At 58.2% G+C, this 23972-nt stretch carries 26 protein-coding genes and 1 pseudogene; 24 read left to right on the top strand and 3 right to left on the bottom strand.

Annotation, left to right across the window (positions count from 1 at the left end):
• The 18 genes from RTI30_RS05670 to RTI30_RS05585 form a co-directional block, all read left to right on the top strand.
• Window positions 1-1291: PhnD/SsuA/transferrin family substrate-binding protein (locus RTI30_RS05670; RefSeq protein ID WP_312263461.1), on the top strand; the 1291-nt coding region annotated here is incomplete at its 5' end.
• Window positions 1292-1319: 28 nt separating this feature from the next.
• A complete protein-coding gene (locus RTI30_RS05665) occupies window positions 1320-2765 on the top strand; it encodes a HAMP domain-containing sensor histidine kinase (RefSeq protein WP_312283423.1) in 1446 nt (481 codons plus the stop codon).
• A gap of 8 nt (window positions 2766-2773) precedes the next feature.
• Window positions 2774-4141, top strand: coding sequence for a sigma-54 dependent transcriptional regulator (locus RTI30_RS05660; RefSeq protein WP_312283422.1), 1368 nt, complete (start codon window positions 2774-2776; stop codon window positions 4139-4141).
• Between the two features lie 272 nt (window positions 4142-4413).
• The gene (gene soxX, locus RTI30_RS05655; RefSeq protein ID WP_312262770.1) at window positions 4414-4797 is read left to right on the top strand and encodes a sulfur oxidation c-type cytochrome SoxX; all 384 of its coding nucleotides are present in this window, start codon (window positions 4414-4416) and stop codon (window positions 4795-4797) included.
• Between the two features lie 23 nt (window positions 4798-4820).
• On the top strand, window positions 4821-5330 hold the full coding sequence (gene soxY / locus RTI30_RS05650) for a thiosulfate oxidation carrier protein SoxY (RefSeq protein WP_312262771.1): 510 nt from the start codon (window positions 4821-4823) through the stop codon (window positions 5328-5330).
• A 38-nt stretch (window positions 5331-5368) separates the two neighbouring features.
• Window positions 5369-5704: a thiosulfate oxidation carrier complex protein SoxZ gene (gene soxZ / locus RTI30_RS05645; protein WP_312262772.1), complete on the top strand. Its 336-nt coding sequence runs from the start codon at window positions 5369-5371 to the stop codon at window positions 5702-5704.
• A gap of 66 nt (window positions 5705-5770) precedes the next feature.
• Window positions 5771-6634, top strand: a complete 864-nt coding sequence (gene soxA, locus RTI30_RS05640) for a sulfur oxidation c-type cytochrome SoxA (RefSeq protein ID WP_312262773.1) — start codon at window positions 5771-5773, stop codon at window positions 6632-6634.
• A gap of 43 nt (window positions 6635-6677) precedes the next feature.
• Window positions 6678-7208, top strand: a complete 531-nt coding sequence (locus RTI30_RS05635) for a DUF302 domain-containing protein (RefSeq protein WP_312262774.1) — start codon at window positions 6678-6680, stop codon at window positions 7206-7208.
• Between the two features lie 33 nt (window positions 7209-7241).
• On the top strand, window positions 7242-8972 hold the full coding sequence (soxB, locus tag RTI30_RS05630) for a thiosulfohydrolase SoxB (RefSeq protein WP_312262775.1): 1731 nt from the start codon (window positions 7242-7244) through the stop codon (window positions 8970-8972).
• Between the two features lie 213 nt (window positions 8973-9185).
• Window positions 9186-10226 carry a rod shape-determining protein gene (locus tag RTI30_RS05625; protein ID WP_312262792.1) on the top strand — a complete coding sequence of 347 codons (1041 nt, stop codon included), beginning with the start codon at window positions 9186-9188 and terminating at the stop codon, window positions 10224-10226.
• A 13-nt stretch (window positions 10227-10239) separates the two neighbouring features.
• Entirely contained in the window at window positions 10240-11073 is an 834-nt protein-coding gene (gene mreC, locus RTI30_RS05620; protein ID WP_312262776.1) for a rod shape-determining protein MreC, read from the top strand.
• Window positions 11070-11546: a rod shape-determining protein MreD gene (gene mreD, locus RTI30_RS05615; protein ID WP_312262777.1), complete on the top strand. Its 477-nt coding sequence runs from the start codon at window positions 11070-11072 to the stop codon at window positions 11544-11546. The genes mreC and mreD overlap by 4 nt, the downstream gene beginning before the upstream one ends.
• 4 nt (window positions 11547-11550) lie before the next feature.
• On the top strand, window positions 11551-12654 hold the full coding sequence (rodA, locus tag RTI30_RS05610) for a rod shape-determining protein RodA (protein ID WP_312262778.1): 1104 nt from the start codon (window positions 11551-11553) through the stop codon (window positions 12652-12654).
• Window positions 12655-12679: 25 nt separating this feature from the next.
• A complete protein-coding gene (locus tag RTI30_RS05605; RefSeq protein ID WP_312262779.1) occupies window positions 12680-13843 on the top strand; it encodes a D-alanyl-D-alanine carboxypeptidase family protein in 1164 nt (387 codons plus the stop codon).
• Window positions 13844-13939: 96 nt separating this feature from the next.
• Window positions 13940-14206, top strand: a complete 267-nt coding sequence (locus tag RTI30_RS05600; protein WP_312262780.1) for a DUF493 domain-containing protein — start codon at window positions 13940-13942, stop codon at window positions 14204-14206.
• Window positions 14203-14847: a lipoyl(octanoyl) transferase LipB gene (lipB, locus tag RTI30_RS05595; protein WP_312262781.1), complete on the top strand. Its 645-nt coding sequence runs from the start codon at window positions 14203-14205 to the stop codon at window positions 14845-14847. Before RTI30_RS05600 ends, lipB begins: the two co-directional genes overlap by 4 nt.
• Before the next feature lie 2 nt (window positions 14848-14849).
• Entirely contained in the window at window positions 14850-15797 is a 948-nt protein-coding gene (gene lipA, locus RTI30_RS05590; protein WP_312262782.1) for a lipoyl synthase, read from the top strand.
• A 9-nt stretch (window positions 15798-15806) separates the two neighbouring features.
• Entirely contained in the window at window positions 15807-16604 is a 798-nt protein-coding gene (locus tag RTI30_RS05585; protein ID WP_312262783.1) for a YdcF family protein, read from the top strand.
• Here RTI30_RS05585 and RTI30_RS05580 read toward each other — a convergent pair.
• Window positions 16589-17680: a L,D-transpeptidase family protein gene (locus tag RTI30_RS05580; protein WP_312262784.1), complete on the bottom strand. Its 1092-nt coding sequence runs from the start codon at window positions 17678-17680 to the stop codon at window positions 16589-16591. The genes RTI30_RS05585 and RTI30_RS05580 overlap by 16 nt on opposite strands.
• Before the next feature lie 97 nt (window positions 17681-17777).
• Here RTI30_RS05580 and RTI30_RS05575 point away from each other — a divergent pair, with 97 nt between their 5' ends.
• The 5 genes from RTI30_RS05575 to RTI30_RS05555 all read left to right on the top strand — a co-directional run bounded on the left by RTI30_RS05575 (window position 17778) and on the right by RTI30_RS05555 (window position 22494).
• Window positions 17778-18206, top strand: a complete 429-nt coding sequence (locus RTI30_RS05575; protein ID WP_312262785.1) for a hypothetical protein — start codon at window positions 17778-17780, stop codon at window positions 18204-18206.
• A 75-nt stretch (window positions 18207-18281) separates the two neighbouring features.
• Entirely contained in the window at window positions 18282-19169 is an 888-nt protein-coding gene (gene glyQ / locus RTI30_RS05570) for a glycine--tRNA ligase subunit alpha (protein ID WP_312262786.1), read from the top strand.
• Complete coding sequence (gene glyS / locus RTI30_RS05565) at window positions 19166-21241, top strand: glycine--tRNA ligase subunit beta (protein ID WP_312262787.1); 2076 nt, start codon at window positions 19166-19168, stop codon at window positions 21239-21241. The genes glyQ and glyS overlap by 4 nt, the downstream gene beginning before the upstream one ends.
• Window positions 21238-21774 carry a D-glycero-beta-D-manno-heptose 1,7-bisphosphate 7-phosphatase gene (gmhB, locus tag RTI30_RS05560; protein ID WP_312262788.1) on the top strand — a complete coding sequence of 179 codons (537 nt, stop codon included), beginning with the start codon at window positions 21238-21240 and terminating at the stop codon, window positions 21772-21774. The genes glyS and gmhB overlap by 4 nt, the downstream gene beginning before the upstream one ends.
• A gap of 3 nt (window positions 21775-21777) precedes the next feature.
• The gene (locus RTI30_RS05555; protein ID WP_312262789.1) at window positions 21778-22494 is read left to right on the top strand and encodes a lysophospholipid acyltransferase family protein; all 717 of its coding nucleotides are present in this window, start codon (window positions 21778-21780) and stop codon (window positions 22492-22494) included.
• Here the strand turns inward: RTI30_RS05555 and RTI30_RS05550 are convergent.
• Together RTI30_RS05550 and RTI30_RS05545 are read right to left on the bottom strand one after the other, a co-directional pair.
• Window positions 22430-23359 (bottom strand): RimK family alpha-L-glutamate ligase, encoded by a 930-nt coding sequence (locus RTI30_RS05550; protein ID WP_312262790.1) that lies wholly within the window; start codon window positions 23357-23359, stop codon window positions 22430-22432. The genes RTI30_RS05555 and RTI30_RS05550 overlap by 65 nt on opposite strands.
• Entirely contained in the window at window positions 23356-23610 is a 255-nt protein-coding gene (locus RTI30_RS05545; protein ID WP_312262791.1) for a hypothetical protein, read from the bottom strand. The genes RTI30_RS05550 and RTI30_RS05545 overlap by 4 nt, the downstream gene beginning before the upstream one ends.
• A 187-nt stretch (window positions 23611-23797) precedes the next feature.
• Here RTI30_RS05545 and RTI30_RS05540 point away from each other — a divergent pair.
• Window positions 23798-23972 (top strand): annotated as a pseudogene (locus RTI30_RS05540) (heterodisulfide reductase subunit B); the annotation flags it as partial.

Genomic DNA, 23972 nt, shown 5'->3' with positions numbered 1-23972 from the left:
AGCACAAATCGTCTTGCTCTGCCCTATTGCCTATCTGAAGGTGGCGCACCAGAGCCCCTACGTTCCTCTGGTTGGTCTCACTCCTCCGCCCCTCGGTGACTACAGTGTCATCGTCGTACGACGCGATAGCAGCATCCATAACGTGTTACAGCTGCGCGGAAAATCCTTTGTGCTTGGGAATCCTTCCTGCGCAGCCTCGGCTTTGGTTCCCCTGTCGCTCCTCAACGCAGTGGGTATTTCGCCAAAACAACTGAGCGAATTGCACCAGGGTGGCACCGACGGTAATGCCCTGATGGATGTGGCGGCGCGTTTCTACGACGCCACGGCAGTCGCAGAAAATGTCGCGGCACCGTACCTGCGTGCCGGAACCCTGCGCGTGATCGCGCGTAGCTCTGTCGGACCTGGCGATCTCATCGCCGCATCGATGGAGGTACCCGCCGAGCAGCGCGCCGATCTACGGCGTGCTCTACTACAGATGGCGCACAGTGCCCCTGCCGCAATGACGGCCATTCGTCCTCTAGCCACGGGATTCACTGCGGTTCCCGCCGGTACCTATGCCCCACTGCGCAGCCTCTATGCGGACTTGTACGGGGTAACATTGACTCCGCTTGTAGAGCGCCCGCGCTGGCGACTGGGTATCCCGCCAGCCTTTTCGCCGCTAGCGGCGGCGCACGTTTTTGAACCGCTACGTGCCGCTTTGGAACAGGCGACCGGCAAAGCAATCGAGATTTCCGTGGCCAACAATGAGCGTGACTATCTTCATCAGATACGTATCGGCTACTATCAGTTTGCCCTGATGAGTCCGCTCATGTTTGCGGCATTGCACGGCGTGGCTCATCCCCTCGCGACGCTAGTCACTGACGCCAATACTGCCGGGTTGGCGCTGGTGCGCGTTGCCGGTAACACACCCACGTATGGTAGCCTTCGCGTCGCCTTCGGCAGCCCCTATTGTAGCGCCAAACAACTACTGGCCGATAAGGTGCGCGAGCAGGCGGGGCAACGTCAACTCCACTGGTGGCCGGTCGGATCGGAGCGGGCGGTTTTCTCCGCCCTGGGTCAGGGTAAGGCGATGTGGGGCATTGTTCGTGCGGCTTCGGTGGACAATCTTGCTGCATCTATGCCAGGAACTTTCGAGATCATCGCGCGTGCGGGTCCAGCGCCGGCCTGGCACCTCGTGACCAGTAACGCCATTTCGTCACCGGTACGAGAGAAAATTCGCAACAATCTCGCTACAATTCCCGCACAGGCTCTCGTAGCCGCAGGATTTGCAGGAATTCAACCAACTCCATGATGGCTTCACCTCTCTTGTAGAGCACGCAGTGATCCCTACTATACCGCGACTCTGGCAGCGGCTGACTTGGCGCAGTAAAAGCATGGCGCTGGTGGTGTTACTGATTGCCATGATCTATCTCTTGATCGCCGCGTTCCTGTACACCTCGGTACGCGAGGACTTGAGTAGCCAGGTAGAAACAGAGACACGACATCTCACGGAGAGTATCGCCCTATCTGCGGCGAATCCTCTGCTGCTCAAGGATGCTGGGCAGCTCGCACAACTGACACACAAACCCAACTCGCTGGTTTCGGGAATCCTGATCGTTGGTCGCAACAATACCATTCTTGCAAGCGACCAGCTTGCCGAGGTAGGCACCCATTTGACCGCTGACGCGCTGCAGAAAATCAGCAAACAATATACCTATTCGGCTCCCATCGTCGCGGGAACCCAGCGCTTGGGTACCGTCTGGCTGCGGAGCAACGCGAAAGAAATCAATGCAGTCATCGCCAAAAAGCTAGAGCACACCACGAGTCGCTTGCTTTTTCTTGGTATCAGCACCGCGGTGATCGGCCTGATTGGTGCATACTTGGTCAGTCTCGCCATCACTCGGCCTGTTTCGCGCCTGCGTCGGGAAATGGAGTTCATGGAGCGTCAGCTTGGCATCCAGAATGAACCACCGTCGACAGAACCCGATGATTATCACGATGAATTGCATCATCTCGAATTGGCATTTCGTTCCTTGGCCACCCGTCTGCACGAGCATTTGTTGGAGCTGCGCAAACTCCACCAGCGGCAGCAAGCGATGCAGTGCATGGTTACCATTGGTCAGATGTCGTCGCAAGTTGCCCACGAGATCCGCAATGCGTTGTCTTCGGTGCGCGGTGCCGCCCGTTACTTGGTGCGCTATGACGATCGCGACAATCGCGAGGAATTTCTGCGTATCATTGAAGAGGAAGTACAGCGTCTTTATGACATGACCCAAGGTTTTCTCGATTTTGGCCGCAGCTATGACGCCAAGCTAGAAAATCAAGAACTCTGTTTGTTTCTGCAACGTTGTTTGCAACGACATCAGTCGGATTTCGATGCACGGTCCATTGCGGTCCACCTCAATTGCCAGGCGCCGATACATGCCAATTTTGATGCCTCGTTGCTGGCGCAGGCAATGAGCAATCTCTTACTCAATGCCTGCGATGCAGTACCCAACCCGGGAGGCAAGATAGTGGTTACCGCCGAACCCAACGTCGAGGGCATACAAATTCGCGTGCAGGACAACGGCCCGGGGGTTCCAGAAGAGCGGCGCAGCGAAATTTTCAAACCTTACGTGACCAGCAAGACCAAAGGTAGTGGACTTGGACTAGCGGTTGTCGCCAAAATCATGATGGTGCATGAGGGGAGCGTCGAACTAGTGCAGACATCGGACGCGGGCGCTTGTTTTGTTCTTTCCCTGCCCCTACGCGCCGAGAAGCCACCGATACTGGAAAACGAGAGCTGAGGAGTCGCATGGATACAATGATTCTGGTAGTCGAGGACGAGCGTAATCTTCGTCGCGTCCTGGCGGCCATATTGCGCGCCGAAGGGTTTTCCGTGCTGGAGGCAGAGTCGGCAGAGGAAGCGCTGGAACTCCTACAAAACAACACGCCCTCCCTGATTTTAAGCGATCAGCGCCTCCCCGGCATGCCAGGAATAGAGCTTTTGCGTCGGGTCAAGGCTACCTATCCGGCCATTCCCGTCATCATCAGCACCGCCTGTGGCGAAATCGATCAGGCGGTCGAGGTGATCAAGGCTGGCGCCGAACATTATCTGACCAAGCCTGTGGACGAGGGAGAGCTGCTGGCTCTAATTCGACAAGTCCTCGAACGCGGTGGACGCCATCTTCCACCACCGCGCCAGATACCGCGCCGGCACGGACTGATTGGGGTAAGTCGCGCCATCACCCAGCTATTGGAGATCATCGACCTCGTCGCACCGGCCCCGTCCAATGTACTGATTACCGGTGAATCCGGCACCGGCAAAGAACTGGTGGCGCGCGCCCTACACAACGCCTCCGGACGGCGAGATCAACCATTCGTAGCCTTCAATTGCGGGGCCATTCCCCTCGATTTGGTCGAGAGCGAGATCTTTGGTTACGAGCGCGGTGCCTTCACCGGCGCCATCCGCAGTCAGGCCGGCAAATTGGAAACCGCCGCCGGCGGGACATTGTTCCTCGACGAAGTTGGTGACATGCCACTGCCCATGCAGGTAAAACTCTTGCGGGCGCTGCAGGAACGCGAGTTCAGTCGTCTCGGCACCCATCAGCCGATTCGATTACAAGCACGGATCGTTGCTGCCACGCATATCGACCTCAAGCAAGCGATTCAAGACGGACGCTTCCGTGAGGATCTCTACTATCGCCTCAATGTTATCCCGCTGCACATCCCGCCACTGCGTGAGCGCCGCGCCGACATCGCCCCACTGGTGGAGCACTTTTTGGAGAAAATTTGCCACGAGATTGGCCGCAGCAAAGTAGAGATCGATCGTGATGCCCTGAGCTGTCTGGAGCGCTACTCCTGGCCCGGAAACATTCGTCAACTCGAAAATCTTTTGGAGCGGACGGTAGTGCTCACCCGGCAGAATAGTATCGGTCGACAAGATCTGCCACAGGAACTGCGTGACTGTACTGCGGGCGTGGAAGGTAGCAGCGTCAGCCCCTTCGACCTGCCAGCCATAGAGCGTCAGACCGTGCTCAGCGCGCTGGAGAAGACGCGATTCAATCAAAGTCAGGCCGCCCTATTACTCGGCATTAGCCGTAAACAGCTGCGCACAAAAATGAAGAACATGGGGCTGCTGGCGGATCAAGGACCAGAAGATGATGGTCCGGATGGCGAATAGGGGGGCTTGTGCCTTTCGGCACAATCGCCTTGCCGTTGCGGATCGAAACGAGCTTTCCAAGGCGCAGCGCGGTTGCTGACCCAGCCCAGCAATCTAGTCGAGATCAATACACATCTATCTGAATAACTTCATTATTTATTCAACATCTCTGGAATGGCAGGTCTTTCCCACCACATTGAAAAGTGGGTAAAGGTGGGATTTCTAACCTGGCACGGAAACTGCTCTAAAAGATAGCACCGGGTAAGAGCCCGGAACGCACCACAGGAGTCGTTATGGAAGCTTTCAGACGCATACGCGCAGGCATTCTAATGGGTTTGGCTGGCGCCCTGTATTTTACCGCCAGCGCCACCTGGGCTGCCCCAGCGGTCAACAACATTGAGGCGGGTCGTGCTCTGGCTTTTGATCGAGCCAAGGGGAATTGCCTCGCTTGTCACGCCCTGCCCGGCGGCAGTCAGGCGGGTGATGTCGGCCCGGCCTTGCCGATGAAAGGGGTCACTTTCCAACAAATGTTCCAGACCAAAGAAAAACTTGTCGCTTTTCTATCGGATCCGGAAAAACTTTTCCCCTACGCCAACATGCCGGAGTTTGGGAAAAACAAAGTGTTGACCCAGCAAGAACTGGAGCAAATTGCCGATTACCTTTGGTCACTGAAATAACTCATCCGTCAAGGAGCAAATACATGAAGCAGATGCAACGTAGACAATTTCTCGGTACCGGTATGACTGCCGCCGCCGTGGCCGCAGTCGCTGGCACCGGTCTTCTTCGCGCGGGCAATGCCCTTGCGGACAACGTAGCTGGCTGGCCCGCCAAGGCATTTGATGCAAAAGAGCTCGACGCAGCGATGACCGACTCCGTTGGCAAGACGAGTGTTCCCGTGTCGCCCAAGGTCACCCTGAAGGCGCCAACCATTGCGGAAAATGGCGGTGCAGTTCCAGTGACGATCGAGGTGGACTCACCGATGACTGCCGATGACTACATTGCTACGGTATGGCTCTTCGTTGACCACAACCCTACTCCCCTTGCCAGTCAATTCAATTTTACCCCCGCTTGCGGCAAGGCCTATATTCAAGAACGCATCAAAATGGCGAAAACCGATAATGTGCGCGTCATTGCCAAAACCAATAAAGGCGAGCTAATGGCTTCGGCACCACGAGAAGTCAAAGTGACCATTGGCGGTTGTGGCGGCTAACCTTTCTCTCTCATCCATTTTAACGAGGAGTACATACTATGGCAGAAGCACTAGGCAACCCGATGATTCGCATGCCCGGTAGTGCAAAAAAAGGAGAGATCATCGAGGTTCGCTCCCTGATCATGAATCCAATGACCACTGGGCTGGCCAAAGACAAGAAAACCGGCAAGCTGATTCCTGCTCACTTCATTCAGACGGTAACGGTCACTTTCAACGATAAACCCTTGCTGGATATCGACTGGAGCACGGCGGTGAGCGCCAATCCGTATCTTGCATTCAAGATGCGGGCCGAAGAAAGCGGTACGTTGCAGATGGTGTGGAAGGACAACAGCAACGGTTCGTGGACGGCGACGTCGAAAATTACCGTTAGCTGAGAACTGCGTCGGAGCGCAGCGTGCTATGCGCTGCGCCGATTTCCATGAAAAGGGAGGGGAATCGCAATGAAAAAATGGATTGTCTCCATTGCGGTGGTGGCGCTTGCCGGCAGCAGTGCAGCAGCCAATGCAGTGAACTGGTGGGATCTTGGCAACACCAAGGTCGGTCCAGAACAAACGTTGCAGCAGTTTCACGAGTATTTTCAACAGATGTACCCCAAAATTCCATTGCAGAAATATGCGCTCGGAGCTTATGCCTTTAGCCCAGAAATGTATAGCCAGTATCAGGAGGCTATTCAATTCAATCCTGGCGATCTAACCCTATCGGAGGGCAAAAAATTGTGGGATACACCGTTTAAAAACGGTAAAACCTACGCCAGTTGCTATCCCGACGGGGGCAAGGGGGTCGCTGCGCATTATCCGATGTTCGACAACAAGACAAAAACCGTCGTGACCATTGGCATGAGCCTGAATGCGTGCCGTCAAGCAAATGGTGAAGCGCCCTTGAAGTATGGCAGCCAGGATTTGATTGCACTGCAAACCTACCTCGGCTCGCTGTCGAACGGCATGCCGGTGGACGTGCAGGTGAAAGGACCGGGCGCAGTCAAGGCCTTTGAGGAAGGCAAAGCCTATTTCTTCATGAAACGCGGGCAATTGAATTTCTCTTGCGCCTCTTGCCATGTTGCCTATGCGGGCAAGTATTTACGTGATCAGATCATTTCTCCTGTAGTTGGACAAAGTGCCCACTTTCCTACCTACCGCGCAGCTTGGTCAGCAGTAAACACTCTACAAAAGCGTATAGAGGGATGCAATAAACAGGTCGGTGCCGAACCAGAGAAATTGGAGAGCGTCGATTATCGTAATCTCGAGTATTTCATGAGCTATCTAAGCAACGGTATCAAGATCAATGTGCCGGGTTATCGGCCGTAATCAAGTCAGAAATCCATTACATTTGCCCCAGAGGAGTCTCCTCATGTTTCGTGTTTCTTCCCTCTGGGCGAGCCTGGGCGCAGGTCTAGCCTGCGTGGGCTTCGCCTGTATCAGTAACGCGGCACTCGTTGCCGCCCCGGTCTCGGATATGCCCAAGATCAACACCGACTCGCCGTTGTACGTTGTAGATGTAGACAAAGGTGTTACTCCAGCGCAGGTTAAACTGGGAATTAGTAGTGGTGCCGAGTCAGAGAATATGAATGTTGTAGGCACACTGGATGTCCAACAAGGTTTGCAAGAGCGCGGCATCAAGAGCAACACGCCCTATGTGATTTACGAGGTCTGCAACCTGGTTTTGGGGTCGAAAATTCTCCAGAACTATCCCGAGTTTGGGGCTTTTGCACCTTGCAAGATCGTCATGTACCAAAGCCACGGACAACTGAAACTCATGACGTACCTGCCAACTTACGCTCTACGCTACTTCCCGAAAAATCCTGAAGCAGCAAAGGTTGCCAGTGAACTGGACAAGCAAATTATTGCCGTAATGAAACAGGCAAAGTCTGGCGGCTTGTAAGGAAATATACTTAATTGGGGAGGTATATACATCATGCAGTTAGGAAGAAGAGATTTTTTACAATTACTGGGGATTGCCGGTGCGGGTAGCTTCTTTGCGCCTGGAGCAATTCAGGCAGCCTGGGGCAGTGAAAAAGACCCGTACGACATCCCGGCGTTTGGGAATGTGACGCTGCTTCACATGACCGATTCACACGCGCAGCTGCTCCCAGTGTGGTGGCGCGAGCCCGATACCAACATCGGGGTCGGCCCGGTGCTGAATCAAACTCCCCATCTCTGCGGACAGTGGATGCTCGATTACTATGGCGTCAATCACACTGCGCGGCAAAAGTATGCTTTTTCGTGTTTGGACTTTGCCACTCTGGCGCATCAGTACGGCAAGATTGGTGGCTACGCACACATCGCCAGCCTAGTAAACCGGTATCGCCAGCAGCTGGGCAAAGAGCGTACTCTGTTGCTCGACGGCGGTGACACTTGGCAAGGTTCAGCGACGTCCCTGTGGACCAAGGCGGAAGACATGGTCGGCGCGCAGAACTTACTCGGCGTAGACGACTTCGTTGGCCACTGGGAATTCACCTTCGGTCAGAAACAGGTGGAATATTTGGTCAAAAACAAACTTAAGGCCAACTTTCTTGCACAGAATGTGTTTAGCAATACCTGGCAGGAGCCAGTCTTCAAGGCCTATCAGATGCATGAGATCAATGGCCGGCGGATTGCCGTCATCGGGCAGGCCTTCCCGTTCACGCCCATTGCCAACCCAGCCTACATGATTCCGGACTGGGGTTTTGGTATCCACACTGAAAACATGCAAAAAGTGGTCGACAAGTGCCGTCAGGACGAACACGCAGATCTCGTGGTCGTGCTCTCCCATAACGGTGCCGATGTCGATAAAAAAATGGCTTCTTTAGTGAACGGTATCGATATCATTTTGGGCGGGCACACCCACGATATCATGGGACCGAAACCCTTCCAGGTAAATCAGACACTCATCATCAACACCAGCACCAACGGCAAGGTTCTTGCTCGTTTTGATTTGGATGTCGGCAAGGGCAAACTCAAGGCCTGGCGTTTCCACTACCTGCCGATATTTTCCAATCTAATCCCGGCCGACGCCAAAATGGCGCAATACATCGACAGTGTGCGTAAACCCTACGCCGAAAAACTGCAGGAGCCTCTGGCGACCACCGGTAGCCTCCTGTATCGGCGCGACAACTTCAACGGCACCTTTGATCAGTTGCTTTGTGATGCCCTGCGCCAAGAAATGGACTGCGAAGCTTCCTTTTCGCCAGGATTCCGCTGGGGCTATTGCAAACTACCGGGCGAAACCATCACCTTGGAAGACGTCATGGGTCAAACGGCCATCACCTATCCCCAGGTCACGGTCAACGAGTACACCGGGGAGCAAATCAAGAACATCATGGAGCAGGTGGCCGACAACATCTTCAACCCCAATCCCTACTATCAACAAGGCGGCGATATGATCCGCGTCGGCAACATTCAGTACGACTTCAACCCCGACGAAAAGATCTATCACCGCATCAGCAACTTACAGATTGGTGGCAAGTTGGTGAGTGCCACCAAAAAATATAAGGTAGCCGGTTGGGCAGCCATGCAACCGGTAGAAGGCAAGCCAGTCTGGGAGGTCTTCTCGGCATGGCTCAAGAGCCAAAAGCATGTGGAGGTCAAAAAGCTGGATCTACCCGTGCTCAATCGGGATATGCGCGGTAACCATGGCATAGCCTTTCCAAAAGATTACAAGCTGTAGAACGATTTAGCGATAACGAGCGAGACTCTGCCGGCCCTTGGGCCGGTTTTTTGTAGCCAAATCGCTACAGATTCAGACGCTTAGGGGATCTTGGGCTTTACCCTGGCTCATGCTAGACTACCCCGATATTTTTTTGGACCCACAAAATGTCCCTCGCGGACGGACAGTAGCGGCGGCTTCCGGATTTTTCCCATGCAGGACTTCAACTAAATGATATTCAAGCGTTTTCTCGGACTTTTCTCGAGCGATCTAGCGGTTGACCTCGGGACGGCAAACACCCTCATCTATGTCCGCGGCAAGGGCATTGTGCTTTCGGAACCCTCCGTGGTGGCAATTCGCATCGGCCGTCACGGCGCCGATCGGCGCACCCAAGCCGTAGGGGAAGAGGCGAAGCGCATGCTCGGGCGCACCCCTGCCAATATTATTGCCATCCGGCCGCTGAAGGACGGGGTAATCGCCGATTTTCAGATCACCGAGGCAATGCTGAAACACTTCATCAAGCGTGTGCATCCGCAGCGCTTTCTCAGCCCCAGCCCTCGCATCATCGTCTGCGTACCCTACGGGGCGACCCAAGTGGAGCGTCGCGCGATTCGCGAGTCGGCGCAAAGTGCCGGGGCGCGGGAGGTCTATCTCATCGAGGAACCTATGGCCGCGGCCATAGGCGCCGGCCTGCCGGTAGCCGAACCGACGGCATCCATGGTGGTCGACATTGGCGGCGGCACCACGGAAGTGGGTGTGATAGCGCTTGGCGGCGTGGTCTACTCCCAAAGCGTACGCGTTGGCGGCGACAAAATGGACGAGTCGATCGTCAATTATATTCGGCGCAATTATGGCATGCTGATCGGTGAGAGCACCGCCGAAGAGATCAAGAAAACCATCGGCTGTGCCTACCCGCTCGCCGAGAATCTCAGCATGGAAGTGCGCGGTCGTAATCTCGCCGAGGGAGTGCCGCGGACCTTTAGCATCTCCAGCAATGAAATTCTCGAAGCGCTGCAGGAGCCCCTTGGCGCCATCGTTGGGGCCATAAAACTTGCTTTGGAACAGACGCCGCCGGAGCTTGCGGGTGACATCGCCGAGCGCGGCATGGTCCTGACCGGCGGCGGTGCCTTGGTACGTGACCTCGATCGCTTGATTATGGAAGAGACGGGCCTGCCGGTGATCGTTGCTGATGATCCTCTGACCTGCGTTGCGCGAGGCGGGGGCAGAGCGCTTGAGGAGTTGGAGCGCCTCGGCGAGGTCTTTGCTGAAGAGTGAATCTTCGCCTGTCATGTCTGGCCTCCCGTTCATTCGACCACTTCCGTCTCTGCTCCGCGTGCTAATTCTGGCTACGCTGAGCGTGGGCGTTAGCCTGTACAGCGTCGAACACCCTAACCTGCGGCAACTGGGCCTGAATGCGGCGGAACCATTACTCTGGCTCAACGGCCAACTGCGCGACGCCTGGCAGGTGTGTAGCCAATACCTGCAAACCCAGACGACGCTCCGCCGAGAGAATGCGGCGCTTCGGCAGCGACTGCAGGTCTTGGAAATGGAAAATCTCGCCTTGCCGGTATTGCGTACCGAGAACCAACAGCTGCTCGCTCTCCTCGACAGTTTTCCGACCGCGCCTGGGCGGGTGGCAGTCGCGCAAATCGAGGCACAGAATCTGCGTAGTGGTAGCCAACAAATCACGATCAACCTGGGGGCCGCCGAAGGAGTCTATGTGGGCCAGCCGGCGCTGGCTCCCGGCGGGGTGATTGGGCAGGTGGTCACCGTCAGTCGCAACAATGCTCGCATCAGTCTTCTTTCGGATCTTTCGAGCGCCATACCCGCCAAACCTTTGGGCGGCAACTATCCTTGCTTGGTAGAGGGACGCGGCGATCTGCATAGCTTGTCTGTGCCATTTCAGCCGCATGCTACTCCCCTCGTCCCGGGTACCGAACTGGTCACCTCCGGTCTCGGCGGCCGATTCCCTCCGGGCCTGCCCTTGGGAGTCGTGAAATCGGTTGAACACGCGAGTAATGGGCCTTTTGCGCGGGTATTGGTGCGACCGAGTGCAAATTTGGCAGCACTGAACACCATCCTTCTTCTCTGGCCACAAACGCGCAACGCCTCTCATTCATGAAGGCTGGGGCGCTGGTCTTCGGTTTTATTCTCGCTTTCCTTGCAGAGTCGCTACCCTTGGGTCCGCTGTATGCACAGCTGCACCCAGATTTCATTGCACTTTTCATTCTGTACTGGGCTCTGAGCAGCAGCCAGCCGCTGAGCTATTTCGTGATTTGGCTAATTGGTCTGGCCCAGGATCTCATCTTTGGACGCGTACCGGGTTCTGATGCCATCGCTTTGGTTCTGATGCTGGCACTACTGTACGCTTGGATGGCGCGAGTGCGTAGACTACCCCCGTGGGAGCAGCTCTTTTTCATCTTTTTTCTGCTCCTCGCCCAATCTCTGATCTCTTGGCTGTGGCAAGCTTGGGCGGGCCCGATTGTATGGCACAATGCCCTGCTACTCGGCGCGGCGCTGGGTGCGGCGCTTTGGCCCTTGTTTACGTACGCATTGGACCGCCTGCAGTATCATTGGCCGCAAAGGAAGGGGTAGAGCAATGGCTACGAAAGACTGGTCTTTGCGCGTGCGTCGCATCATCGCTCATATTGACCCGGCACTCATGACCGGTATTCTGCTGCTCATGGGCACCAGCTTGGCAGTGCTTTATAGCGCTAGCCAAGAGAATATTCGTGTGGTCGGGTCACAGTTCCTGCATTTTTTGATTGGCATCGTGATCATGGTGGCAATTGCCAACACCCCCCCCGAGCGGCTCCGCGCTTGGGCACCCCCCCTATATGCCGTGGGCATTTTCCTGCTGCTACTCACATTGATCGTTGGACAGAGTAGTATGGGGGCGAAGCGTTGGCTGGGCATAGGCGCCCTCAGCTTTCAGCCCTCGGAGCTAGTCAAGCTCGCCTTGCCGATGATGCTGGCCTATTATTTCTCCCAGGTCGATGATGCTCGCCTTTGGCGACCAACGGTGATTGGCTTTGCCCTTATTGGCGTGCCGTTTCTATTGATCGCCAAGGAGCCCGATCTCGGTACGGCGGTACAGATTGCGGCCGCCGGACTCTTCGCCATGTGGCTTGCCGGGGTACGCCGACGCTGGTTCATCGCTCTGGTACTGTTGGCGGCCATCAGCGGCCCAGTGCTCTGGCACTTTCTGCACGGGTATCAAAAAGAGCGCATTCTCACCTTCCTCGATCCCCAGCGCGACCCCCTCGGCGCCGGCTACCACATCATCCAAAGCATGATTGCTATCGGTTCCGGTGGCATCTTCGGTAAAGGATGGTTCCACGGCACGCAAGTGAACCTCGATTTTTTGCCAGAAGCGCAGACAGACTTTGTCTTTGCCGGCTTTGCCGAGGAGTTTGGCTTGTTCGGAGTTCTTCTGCTCATGCTCACCTATCTGCTGATCGTTGTGCGTGGCCTCGTCATCGCCTTCGAGAGCCGATCACGTTTCGGCAAACTCCTCGCTGGCACCTTAAGCCTGACCTTTTTTTTGTACGTCTTCATCAACATGGGAATGACCACCGGGATCCTACCCGTAGTTGGCGTGCCGTTGCCGCTCATCAGCTATGGCGGCACGGCCATGCTGACCTTTTTGGTCGGTTTGGGTATCCTGATGTCCATCCACTCTCACCCCCGTCTCCACGAATAATCCCCTATCTGTTTTGAGGAACACCATGCCCCGTATCCGTACTCTTGCCATCCGTCTTCTGGCCCCCTGCCTCCTGCTCAACACAGGATTTGCTCTAGCGGTCGTGCCGACGCCGTTGCTGCCCATTCCACCGGCACCGGACCTCCCAAACGTTGCCAGCTATGTGCTGATGGACTTTCAAACGGGGCAAATCATTGCCGCAAAGAATCCGGATTTGCGGCGGGCGCCGGCCAGCTTAACCAAGCTAATGACGGCGTATCTGACTTATCAGGCCATCGCTGGCGGGAGCTTGCGCCCAAACGAAACGGTCTCGGTCTCCAACACCGCATGGAAAACCGGCGGTTCACGGATGTTTTTGCAGCCCAATCTACCGGTTACCGTGGATCAACTTCTGCACGGTCTACTCATCGATTCCGGTAACGACGCTGCCGTGGCCTTGGCAGAAACCGTTGGCGGCAGTCAGAGTGCCTTTGTGACACTGATGAACGACGCCGCTCAACGTATGCAATTACGGGGAACCCACTACAGCAATGTCGACGGCCTGCCCGATGACAATCTCTATACGACCGCGAACGATGTCGCGCGCCTATCGCGCATCTTTATGCAGCAATATCCGCAGGTCCTGCAGATCACCAAGATGCAGTCCTACACCTACAACAAGATCACCCAGCGCAGCTGGAACCCCGTGCTGTTTCGCGATCCCAGCGTGGATGGTCTGAAAACCGGACTGACGGACGCTTCCGGGCACTGTATCGACGCCACCGCCCTGCGCGATGGCAGGCGCCTGATTGCCGTGGAAATGGGGGCGCCAAGCTGGTCATCGGGAACCGATGCCATCGAAGCCTTGCTGAACTATGGCTATCGTTTTTACCGGAATGAGCAGCTCTATCCGGCGGGAACCCAAGTCGGGGTGGCTACCCACAACGATTGGTCGCCCATGCGCGTGCCGGTGCAGGTCGACAAAGCGGTACTGGTGACGATTCCGCAGGGGCGTGGCGGCGAGATCAAGACCCAGTTGCAGTGGAGTCCCCAGGTGCAGCCACCCTTCGCCAAAGGAACTACCCTTGGAGAATTAGCCATTAGCTTGGACGGCAAGGTACTGCGAACCGTCCCGGTGGTAGCCGCTGCAGGGGTGAGCAAGGCATCGTGGTTTGGCCGTATTTGGCATCGCGTAAAAGCGGCGATTTGAGGGAGACCACTTCCAGGGCTTCACCTCGCGGCAGCGAAGCACTACCATGCTGAGGATAGAAGCCCCCGTCAGCACGGGGCAACATGAGGAGTGGCCATGGATTTGCCAACTGAGGCGCCGGAAGATTTCCCCCACCTGCATCACGTCAAGGCCATCGGGCAGCACGACGACTTGCTCGCCGCGGTACGCTCCGCCATTGCCCCTCACGCTCCTGGGTTGTCGGAAACCGCCTTCTGCCTGCGTGCCAGTGCCGGTGGAAAGTACCAGGCCGTAACCTGCTCCCTTGAGGTACAAAGCACCGCACAGTTACAGGCTATTTACGCTGCAGTGCAGGAGATCGAAGGGGTGATGCTGTGTCTATGAGCGGAGATGATGCCATTTCGGTACGCTGTTGGCCGGGCCTGCTCCCCTATTTTACGGTACTCGATGCCATGCGCGAGTTTACCCGGCAACGCGATGCTCAAACCCCGGATCAGATCTGGCTACTGCAGCACCCGCCGGTCTTTACCCTTGGCCGCAATGCCGATCCGGCCGACGTGATCGATCCGGGCCCGATCCCCGTCATTCGTAGCGATCGTGGCGGTAAAGTCACCTATCACGGCCCTGGGCAATGGGTGGCCTACCTACTCCTTGACCTTGGGCGCAGCGGTTGGAACGTTCGCCAACTCACCGCGGCCATGGAAAATGCCGTCATCCGCCTGCTCGCCGTGCATGGCGTGCGTGCCGAGGCCCGTCGCGATGCCCCCGGAGTCTATGTTGCCGGGGCCAAAATTGCCTCCCTTGGCCTACGGATACAGAAGGGCCGCAGTTATCATGGCCTGAGTCTCAATACGGAAATGGATCTCTCCCCCTTCCAGCGCATCCATCCCTGTGGCAGCCCTGGACTGCAAGTTACGCAGGTATCTGCGCTCTGTCCCGATCTGCCTGCCCAGCGCGTTGCCCAGGAGCTCCTCGAGCAGCTCTCGGCGAGCCTCGGCCGCCCCCTGCAGAAGGGAGGTAGCTGATCATGACCAGTGCCTCCGGAGAGCGCGGTGCCGACAAGGTAAAACGTAATCCCGTTTCCATCCCCGTAGTCGCCGAGCTGGTACCGCGACAACCCAAGCCCGCTTGGCTGCGCGTGCGTTCGCCGCTGCATCCGCGCGTCGATCAGCTCAAAGGAATTTTGCGCGAGGCCAATCTGCATACGGTCTGCGAGGAGGCCTCCTGCCCAAATCTCGGCGAATGCTTTGCCGGCGGCACGGCCACCTTCATGATTCTTGGCGATCTCTGTACCCGACGTTGCCCCTTTTGCGACGTGGCGCACGGGCGTCCGCAGGCACCCGATCCCGAGGAACCCGAGCATCTCGCCCAGACCGTGGCACGCATGGATCTGCGCTTTGTGGTGGTGACTTCGGTCGACCGCGACGACTTGCGCGACGGCGGCGCCGGTCATTTTGCCGCAGTCATTCGCGCCTTGCGCCGCCACTGCCCACAAGTGCAGGTGGAGGTGCTGGTGCCGGATTTTCGCGGCCGTCTCGACAAGGCCCTCGACGCCATGGCCGACACCCCTCCCGACGTCCTCAACCATAACCTAGAGACCGTACCGCGTCTTTATGCCCAGGCACGTCCGGGAGCGGACTATCGTCACTCTCTGGAACTGCTGCGGCAATTTGGCGATCGTCACCCTGAGGTCCCGACCAAATCAGGGCTGATGCTTGGGCTGGGGGAAAAAAACACCGAGATCCTGGAAGTCATGCACGATCTGCGCGCGGTGGGATGCTCGTTGCTGACCTTGGGTCAGTATTTGGCGCCCTCCCGCCATCATCATCCGGTAGAGCGCTACGTGCCGCCTGAGGAATTTGCTGAATTGCGCGAGGCGGGGCTACGGATGGGCTTCGCTCACGTCGCTGCTGGCCCGCTGGTACGTTCCTCCTACCATGCAGAACATAGTTTTCGGGAGTGGTCCGGAGACTGACGCAGAGCCGTGACTCCCATTTACCTCCTTACCCTGGCTTCGGCCCTGGTCCAAGTGCCGGGCCTGTTTCTGCTCGTGGCATTCTTGGGAGTTCTCAGTAGCGCGCTCTTTGGTTGGCACGTTTTCGGACGCATTCTGGTACTGCTGGCTCTGCTTGCCCTGTATTTTTCGTCCACCCCGCTTGGTGCCCGTTTACTGCTGCAACCTCTGGAGGATCGCTACCCGCCCTTGCTGCACCCCGAAACTGGCGAGGACGCACCCCAAGCCATCGTTGTGCTCGGGGGTGGGGAAATCATCGACCCTGGTCGCCCGGTCCCGGAAATGGCCAACGCCCGCACTCTCATGCGCTTGCAGGCGGCTGCCGCCCTTGCCCAACAGGTCGATTTGCCGGTAGTGCCGAGCGGCGGCGCCCCCCGTTTTGGTGCGCCAAGCGAGGCAGCCACCATGGCGCGACTACTGCGCCAGAGCTTTCACATCAGCAATCACATCTGGCTCGAGGACAAGTCCTACAACACCGCCGCCAACGCCCGCGATAGCGCAATCCTCTTGCGCCAGCATGGCATTCGGCGCATCTACCTAGTCACTTCAGCGGTACATATGCCGCGCGCCATGGCCTGGTTTCGCTACTACGGCCTGCAGCCGACCCCCGTGCCCTGCGACTACCGCATGGGCGAGGCAGGCGCCCTCAACTGGCAATCGTGGTTACCGCGCGCCATCTACGAGGAAATCAGCAGTGAGGCCATGCATGAGTATGCCGGCCTCCTCTGGTATGACTGGAAAACGCGGAAATTTCAGCTGGGCTTTTGACCGGGCAGGAATACCTTCACGTTGACCTGATCTTTGTTCGCCTCGCTAGCCAGGGGCAAGGGTGGCGGTACCGCAGCGCCATTGGCCGATGGCCCATAGGGCGCATAGGCGTAGGGCTTGGCAGGCAGTGCGTGGACCAAAGATGCGTAGGTAGGACTACCCTCACTGATGGGAAGGGCAACGGTGTTGTGCTCCGCCACTATCCGTCGTACCCGATTCCAATCGATTTTCTCATGCAGATGATTTGCGGCCATAAAATCCTTGATGGCGACCACGGCGCGCTGCAAATCCGTGGGACCGTCCTTGTGGTAGGCGTGCAACGGCTTGTAACACTGTAGGTAGATCTGCCCGTTGCGCTCTCCCACCATGTTCGGCTCATCGATGATGCGCACCGGTGTACCCACCGGAACCATGGGGAAGAGTTGGGCGACATTTTCTGGATACATTTGGAAGCAGCCCTGACTCGCACGCATGCCCACACCCCAGGGGTGGTAGGTGCCATGGATAAAGATCCCAGACAAACCGGTTTCCATGGCTAGCTCGCCCATGGGATTCTCAGCGCCAGGGGGCCAGTACCAAGGTATATCCATGTGGAATTTCTTTTCGAACCAGGCATGGATGTTTTTGGGCACGTTCCAGGCTGGCATTTTGAATTTCTGGATGATGCTGGTGGTGGTTAGGTTTTCCTTCCAGCCGGGCAAGAATACGCCCACCGGGTAGGTAAAGACCACCCCACGACCGCTCGGGAAAAAGTACAGGCGCCGGGCCGGAATATTGACGATGATCCCGGTCCAGGGCTTGGGAGGTAAGACGTATTCGTTGGGGATGACGACTTTGGAGGCCTGACCCGGCAGCCAGGGGTTGACCCCCGGGTTGGCGCCTACTTCCTGGTTGTAGCCGATATCATAAAAACGACCGATATCCAGCAGGGTATCGTCACGATGGCTGGTTACCGCCTGTAGATTGCCAACCATGTTACCATGCTGCGGCAAGGGGAACACGGTGGCTTGGGCGAGACCTGGGGCCAGCGCCACCAAACTGGCAAAGAGGAGTTTTCGTAGCGTTGTATGCAGCATTGCAACCTCTAATGGGAGGCTGGCAGAATTCTCGTTTCTCTGCGCGGCCAGTTGATCCTGTTGTAACGCTGCGATTTTACCGAAAAAGGAGAAAAAAGTGGAATCACCTTTTCTGCTGCAATTGCAGCGCGGTCTTCAGGGCGAGAAAATCAGCAGTGAGAGCCTGCGGGGTGCCCTCGTTTCCGTGGATCACCTGCTTACCCAGTTGGCTCAGGACCTGCAAATCGTGTACGACGGCCCCAACGTTGGCTTGGGCAGCCAGGCCGATCTGCACCGCCTGCGCATCGCCAACCATCATTGGACCGGCGCCGAACACGCCTGGGGCGTTGCCGTATGCAGTTATGCGGGCAAGGGCGAACCGCGCAGTGAATGGCGTATCCATCGCGTTAGCCGCGAGCGCCTGCCGATCATCTTGCAGGCGCTACCCGCCTTTTTCCACGGCTACCACACTGCTGCCGAAGGTGCACATCCAGAGCGCGCCAGTACCCGTCGTCTTGGCGAAATCTCCCGTCTGTTCAACGCCTAACGGCGGCATTTTTCCGCCGCTTTTCAATAGAATCGACTTTAGGCCATAATCTCGGGCCTTGCGGATGGAGACGGCATGACTTTTCAGGAAATCATCCGAATATTGCAGCAGTTCTGGAGTGAGCAGGGATGCGTCATTCTCCAGCCCATGGATATGCCCGTTGGCGCCGGAACCTTTCATCCCGCCACGTTCCTCCGCGCCATTGGTCCCGAGCCCTGGCGTGCTGCCTACGTGCAGCCCTCGCGCCGCCCCACGGATGGTCGCTACGGTGACAATCCCAATCGCTTGCAGCACTACTATCAGTTTCAGGCCGTACTCAAGCCCAATCCGCACAATCTACAGGAGCTTTATCTCGAGTCCTTACAGCGGCTCGGTATCGACATCGCCCTGCAAGATATCCGCTTTGTTGAAGACGATTGGGAGTCGCCTACCCTCGGCGCCTGGGGCTTGGGCTGGGAGGTCTGGTTGAACGGCATGGAAGTCACCCAATTCACCTATTTTCAGCAGGTGGGGGGGCTCGATTGCCACCCGGTCATGGGTGAGGTGACTTACGGGCTCGAGCGTCTCGCCATGTACCTGCAAGGGGTAGAGAGCGTGTACGATCTCGTCTGGACACCGGGAGTAAGCTACGGCGACGTGTACCATCAAAATGAGGTCGAGCAGTCGCGCTACAACTTCGAATTAGCGCCGGTGAGCGATCTGCTGCAGCGTTTTGACCGCGCCGAAGCGGATTGCCAGCGCCTGATAAGCGACAAGCTGCCGCTGCCCGCTTATGAGCGCGTCCTCGACTGCTCCCACAGTTTCAACCTTCTCGATGCCCGTCATGCCATTGCCGTCAATGAGCGCGCCCGCTTCATTGGTCGCGTGCGCGCCATGGCTCGGGAGGTGGCACAGGTCTATGCCGAGGCGCGGGCAGAACTAGGTCACCCTCTGCTGCCGCGCCACCAGGGAGAAAACCCATGAGTTTCCTGCCATTGCTGCTGGAAATCGGCTGCGAGGAGTTGCCTGCCGCCGAGCAAGCGCAGCTTCGTCACAGCATGGTCGAAGCGGCCGCGCGGCTCTTCGCGGAGGCAGGGATAGAATATGGCGAAATCCACCCCTTTCTTACCCCGCGTCGCTTGGCCCTGTACATCCCGACCCTTGCCCGCGAGACGCGGGCAGAAGAGGAGCTGCGCCGCGGCCCTTCCGTCGAGCGCGCCTTTATCGATGGCAAAGCCACTCCGGCAGCCGAGGGCTTTGCCCGCTCCTGTGGCGTGCCGGTCGAGGAGTTGGAACGGCTCGAGACCGAAAAAGGTACCGTGCTTGCTTGGCGCCAGTTGCGTCCGGCCCAGCCGGTAGCGGCACTCTTGCCATCGATCGCCACCCGCTGGGTGGAGGCGCTACCGCTGCGCAAACGCATGCGCTGGGGTAGCCGGAGCGAAAGCTTCTCCCGGCCATTGCGCTGGCTGCTCTTGCGTTTTGGCGAGGAGAGCCTGGCTTGGCAAGCCTTTGGGCTACAGAGCGAGGCCCATAGTTTTGGCCACCGGGTCCACCACCCCGGCCCGGTTCCCTTTGTTCACCCTGAGGCGTACGGCAAGGCCCTGCTGCAAGCGCGGGTGCGTGCCAATTGGGAAGAGCGCCGCAACTACATTGCCCGCGAAGCACAGCGCCTTGCCGCCGAACTCGACTGCCAAGCCCTCCTCACCGATGCCCTCCTCGACGAGATTACCGGCCTTTGCGAATGGCCGGTGGCACTCGCCGGCGGCTTTGCGGAAGAGTATTTGCGCATCCCAGAAGAAGTCCTAGTCACGGTGATGATCCAACACCAGCGCTACATCCCCTTGCGCAGCGCCAGCGGCAAACTGGCGGCAAAATACCTTTTCCTTGCCAATCTCGAGAGTCGCGATCCCCGCGTCGTCATCCACGGCAACAATCGCGTCCTGCGCGCGCGCCTTGCCGATGCCGCCTTCTTCTGGGATCAGGACCGCCAGCAAGCCCTCGAAGCACGCCGGCCGGCCCTCGACGCGATTTCCTTTCAGGAGGGGCTGGGCAGCATTGGCGACAAAGCCCGCCGTCTTCTTCCCTTGGTCGAAACCTTGGCAACTACCCTCGGGGCAGATGCGCAGACCTGTCGTCGTGCTGCAGCGTTGTGCAAATGCGATCTCCTGACCGGCATGGTGGGGGAGTTTCCGGAGCTGCAAGGCATCATGGGTGGACACTACGCACGACACGACGGAGAGCCGGCCGCCGTAGCCGACGCCATAGCCAGTCAATACCAACCGGCTGGGCGTGACGATGCCATTCCCGCCTCGGCGGCGGGGCAGGTGCTCGCCCTTGCCGATCGTATCGACACCCTCTTTGGTTTCTTTGCCTTGGGTAAGGTACCCACCGGCGATCGCGATCCCTTTGCCTTGCGTCGTGCCGCCTTGGGGATATTGCGCATCGCCCTCGAAGGCGGGCGCTCCCTCTCCTTACGCCAGCTCGTTGCGGTCGCCGCCAAGCAATATGGGACGTCGGCGGCGCAGGCGGCGGAAGTCGGCGACAAGCTGGCAGAATTTTTTGTCGAGCGCCTGCGGGTCATTTTCCGCGAGGAAGGCTTTAGCGCCGACCAAGTTGCTGCCGTCCTGGCGGTTGCTGCCGACGATCCCCTCGACGCCCGTCAGCGCTTGGAGCAACTGAGCATTTTCTTGGCCAACGACTCGCGGGCAGATGATCTCGCCGCCCTGATCAAACGGGTAGGCAACCTGCTGCGCAAGGAAGCGAGCACTGGCATAGACCTGCAGCCCGAACGCCTGGTAGAAGCCGCAGAAAAAGACCTCTGTAATGCTTGGCTCAGCATTCGTGACGCGGTGACGAGCGCCCTTTCCAAGAGGGACTACCAACAGGTGCTCGGTCAGTTAGCGATCCTACGCGACCCTGTCGATCGCTTCTTTGCCGAGGTCATGGTGCTTTGCGAGGATCAGGACCTGCGGCGCCAACGCCTCGCCTTGCTCCAGGAGCTGCAAGGGGCATTCCTACGCATTGCCGACTTTTCCCTGCTCCAGGGACGCGGATGACACCGCTGATCATTCTCGATCGCGACGGGGTCATCAACGAGGACAGCGACGCCTTCATCAAATCGGCGGCGGAGTGGCGCCCCATCCCCGGCAGTCTCGAGGCCATTGCCCGCTTCAACCGCAGCGGCTACTCCGTGGTGGTTGCCAGCAACCAGTCGGGTATTGGCCGCCGCCTCTTTGGCCTAGCCGCCCTCAACGCCATCCATGCGCGGATGCGGCGAGAACTAGCCGAACTCGGCGGCCGCATCGATGCCATTTTCTTCTGCCCGCACCACCCCGAGGCCGGCTGCGACTGCCGCAAACCCCAAGATGGCATGTTCCGGCAGATTGCCGAGCGTTTTCAGGTCGATTTGCGTGGGGTTCCGGCGGTAGGTGATAGTCATCGCGACCTGCAGGCGGCGCGTAGCGCCGGCGCCAGCCCCATTTTGGTGCGCACGGGTAAGGGGAAAAAAGTGGAAGACATCGCTCGCGCCGAGGGCATTCCCGTCTTTGCCAATTTGGCGGCCGTCGCCGACGCCATACTGGGGCACTAGCCCATGGGCAGCGCCCTCCGCAGCCTGTTGTTCTATATATTATTTGTACTATGGACGCTGCTCTGGGCAATCGTGTTGCTCCCCTTTCCTCTCCTAGCGCAGCGCTGGCGCTTTTGGGGCTGCGGCACCTGGGCACGCGTTGGTAGCAGTATATTCACCGCGACCCTGGGCCTGCGGATTCACGTTACGGGGCTAGAGAATCTGCCTCGAGGCCCTTGTGTCATCGTCAGCAATCACCAATCTGCCCTCGAAACCCTGCTGCTCTGGCGATATTTTCCTCGCTTAGCCTTCGTCCTCAAAGGCGAACTGCTGCGTCTGCCCATCATTGGCTGGTATCTTCCCCTCTCCGCTCCCATCGCCATCGACCGCCGAGCCGGTCGTCAGGCACTGAAGCAAGTCTTGGAGCAGGGCGAACAGCGCCTACGCGACGGCATTCCCGTTCTCTTGTTTCCCGAGGGAACACGCCAGCCTTGCGGGCAGATAGGGGAGTTTCATCAAACCGCTGCCGCTTTGGCCCAGCGCGTGGGCGTGCCGATTTTGCCCTTGGCCCTCAATAGCGGTTGCTTTTGGCCGCGGGGCGAATGGCGCAAGCGCGGCGGCGAACTGCATCTCCATTTTGGCCCCAGCATGGCCGCCGCCGGTCGCAGCGCCGAGATTACGGCGCAGCTGCGGGAGTGGATTGCTGCCGAAGTGCAGCGGATGCCGCCCCACAGCGGCTGATCAAGTACTCTGCCACCTGAGCGGCAATATCTACCCCGCTGACCGTCTCGATGCCCTGCAGGCTGGGCGAGGGATTGAGCTCGAGGAGGGTGTAGCCTCCATGCCCATCTGCCATCAGATCCACCCCGGCAAAGTCCAGCCCCAACGCCGCACAAGCGGTAATGGCCAGATTTTGCAGACGCGAGTCGAGGTGATCGAGGGGAATCGCCTCGGCGGTACCATTGCGGTGCAGATTGCTGCGAAAATCCTGCGCCCCGGCGCGACGACGCATGGCGGCAAGCACCTCCCCCGCCAGCACGATAATGCGATAGTCCTCTCGCCCGGGTAGAAAACGCTGCAGGAGTACCTCGTGCTGCAGGAGCAGCAGCGTGTCGACCAGCGCCCGCGCTCCGCCCTCGCTCTCCGCCAGGTTCACTCCCACCCCCTGGGAGCCCGCTAGCAGCTTGCTCACCACGGGCACCCCAAGTTTCGCCAGGGCTTGCTCCGCCGCTGCCGCATCGGCCAAATACCAAGTATCGGGCACGGGTAACCCTGCCGCCGCCAAGAGTTGTAGGGAAAGAAATTTATCGCGAGCGCGCAGCAACGCGTCTCCACGATTGAGGAGGACGCTGCCCAACACCGAAAAATGCTGCAGCAGACGTTGACCAAGCTGGGTCAGGGGACTACCGAAGCGCGGCAGGACGATAGCGGGCGGAGCGAGGGGCTTGCCGGCGTAGTGCAAATGAAAGTGCCCACCGGCAAGGCTCAGGGCACAGAGCTCCGGCCGCAGAATCTGCGCCTGCACACCGCGCTCTTGCAGGGCCGCCAGCAAACGTTGGCTGGAATACAGCTCGGGGTAGCGCGAGAGGATGACGGCATTACTCACTCGTCGGCTCGGTAGCGCAAGAGCGGCAACTCACCATGGGCAATGGAGCGCTCGATAAAACCTGCGCGGCCAGGCTCGCGCGCCTCGAGACTAGACCGGCTCGCGGCCGGCACCCCAACAATGGCCGCCAACAGCACCTCGAGCTCCTCGCCGTCAACCCGCAGACTGCCGTAGGGATTCGCGGGGCTTGCCGGACGCCAAAAGAGGTTACTGCGCCACCCCTTTGCTCGTACCGCTGCATCTTCGAACAAGCTTCGGCATCGTTCTGCAACTTCCTGTTCTGATCTCATTACTTCCGCATCCCTCCGAGCAAGACAATAAAATCCGTGGCTTGGCTTTGGAATTATAGGAGAGCATAATAGTCAACTATAAGGAGATCCAACACGGACACGGCAATGGATCATAGTCTTGGCCCCAAGGGCCGACAAGGAGTTTGCAATGAGTGAAAACACGACGCAGCAAGGGGTAGCCGGTCACGGCGCCTTTTTTCAAGACACGAATCTGAAGGCGGAGGAAGCGGAAGCGGCAACCGCCTGGGTGCGCAACCACGTCGATCGGCGCACGGTGGATTTGGGCGAGCGCATGGACGACATCCGCGAGCACATGTGGGAGT

Origin of the sequence: Candidatus Igneacidithiobacillus taiwanensis (assembly GCF_031962545.1) — a bacterium.
In the GTDB taxonomy this organism is placed as follows: Bacteria; Pseudomonadota; Gammaproteobacteria; order Acidithiobacillales; family Acidithiobacillaceae; genus Igneacidithiobacillus; species Igneacidithiobacillus taiwanensis.
The sequence above is the reverse complement of the archived record's forward strand: the minus strand, read 5'-3'. Positions and strand labels throughout refer to the sequence as shown.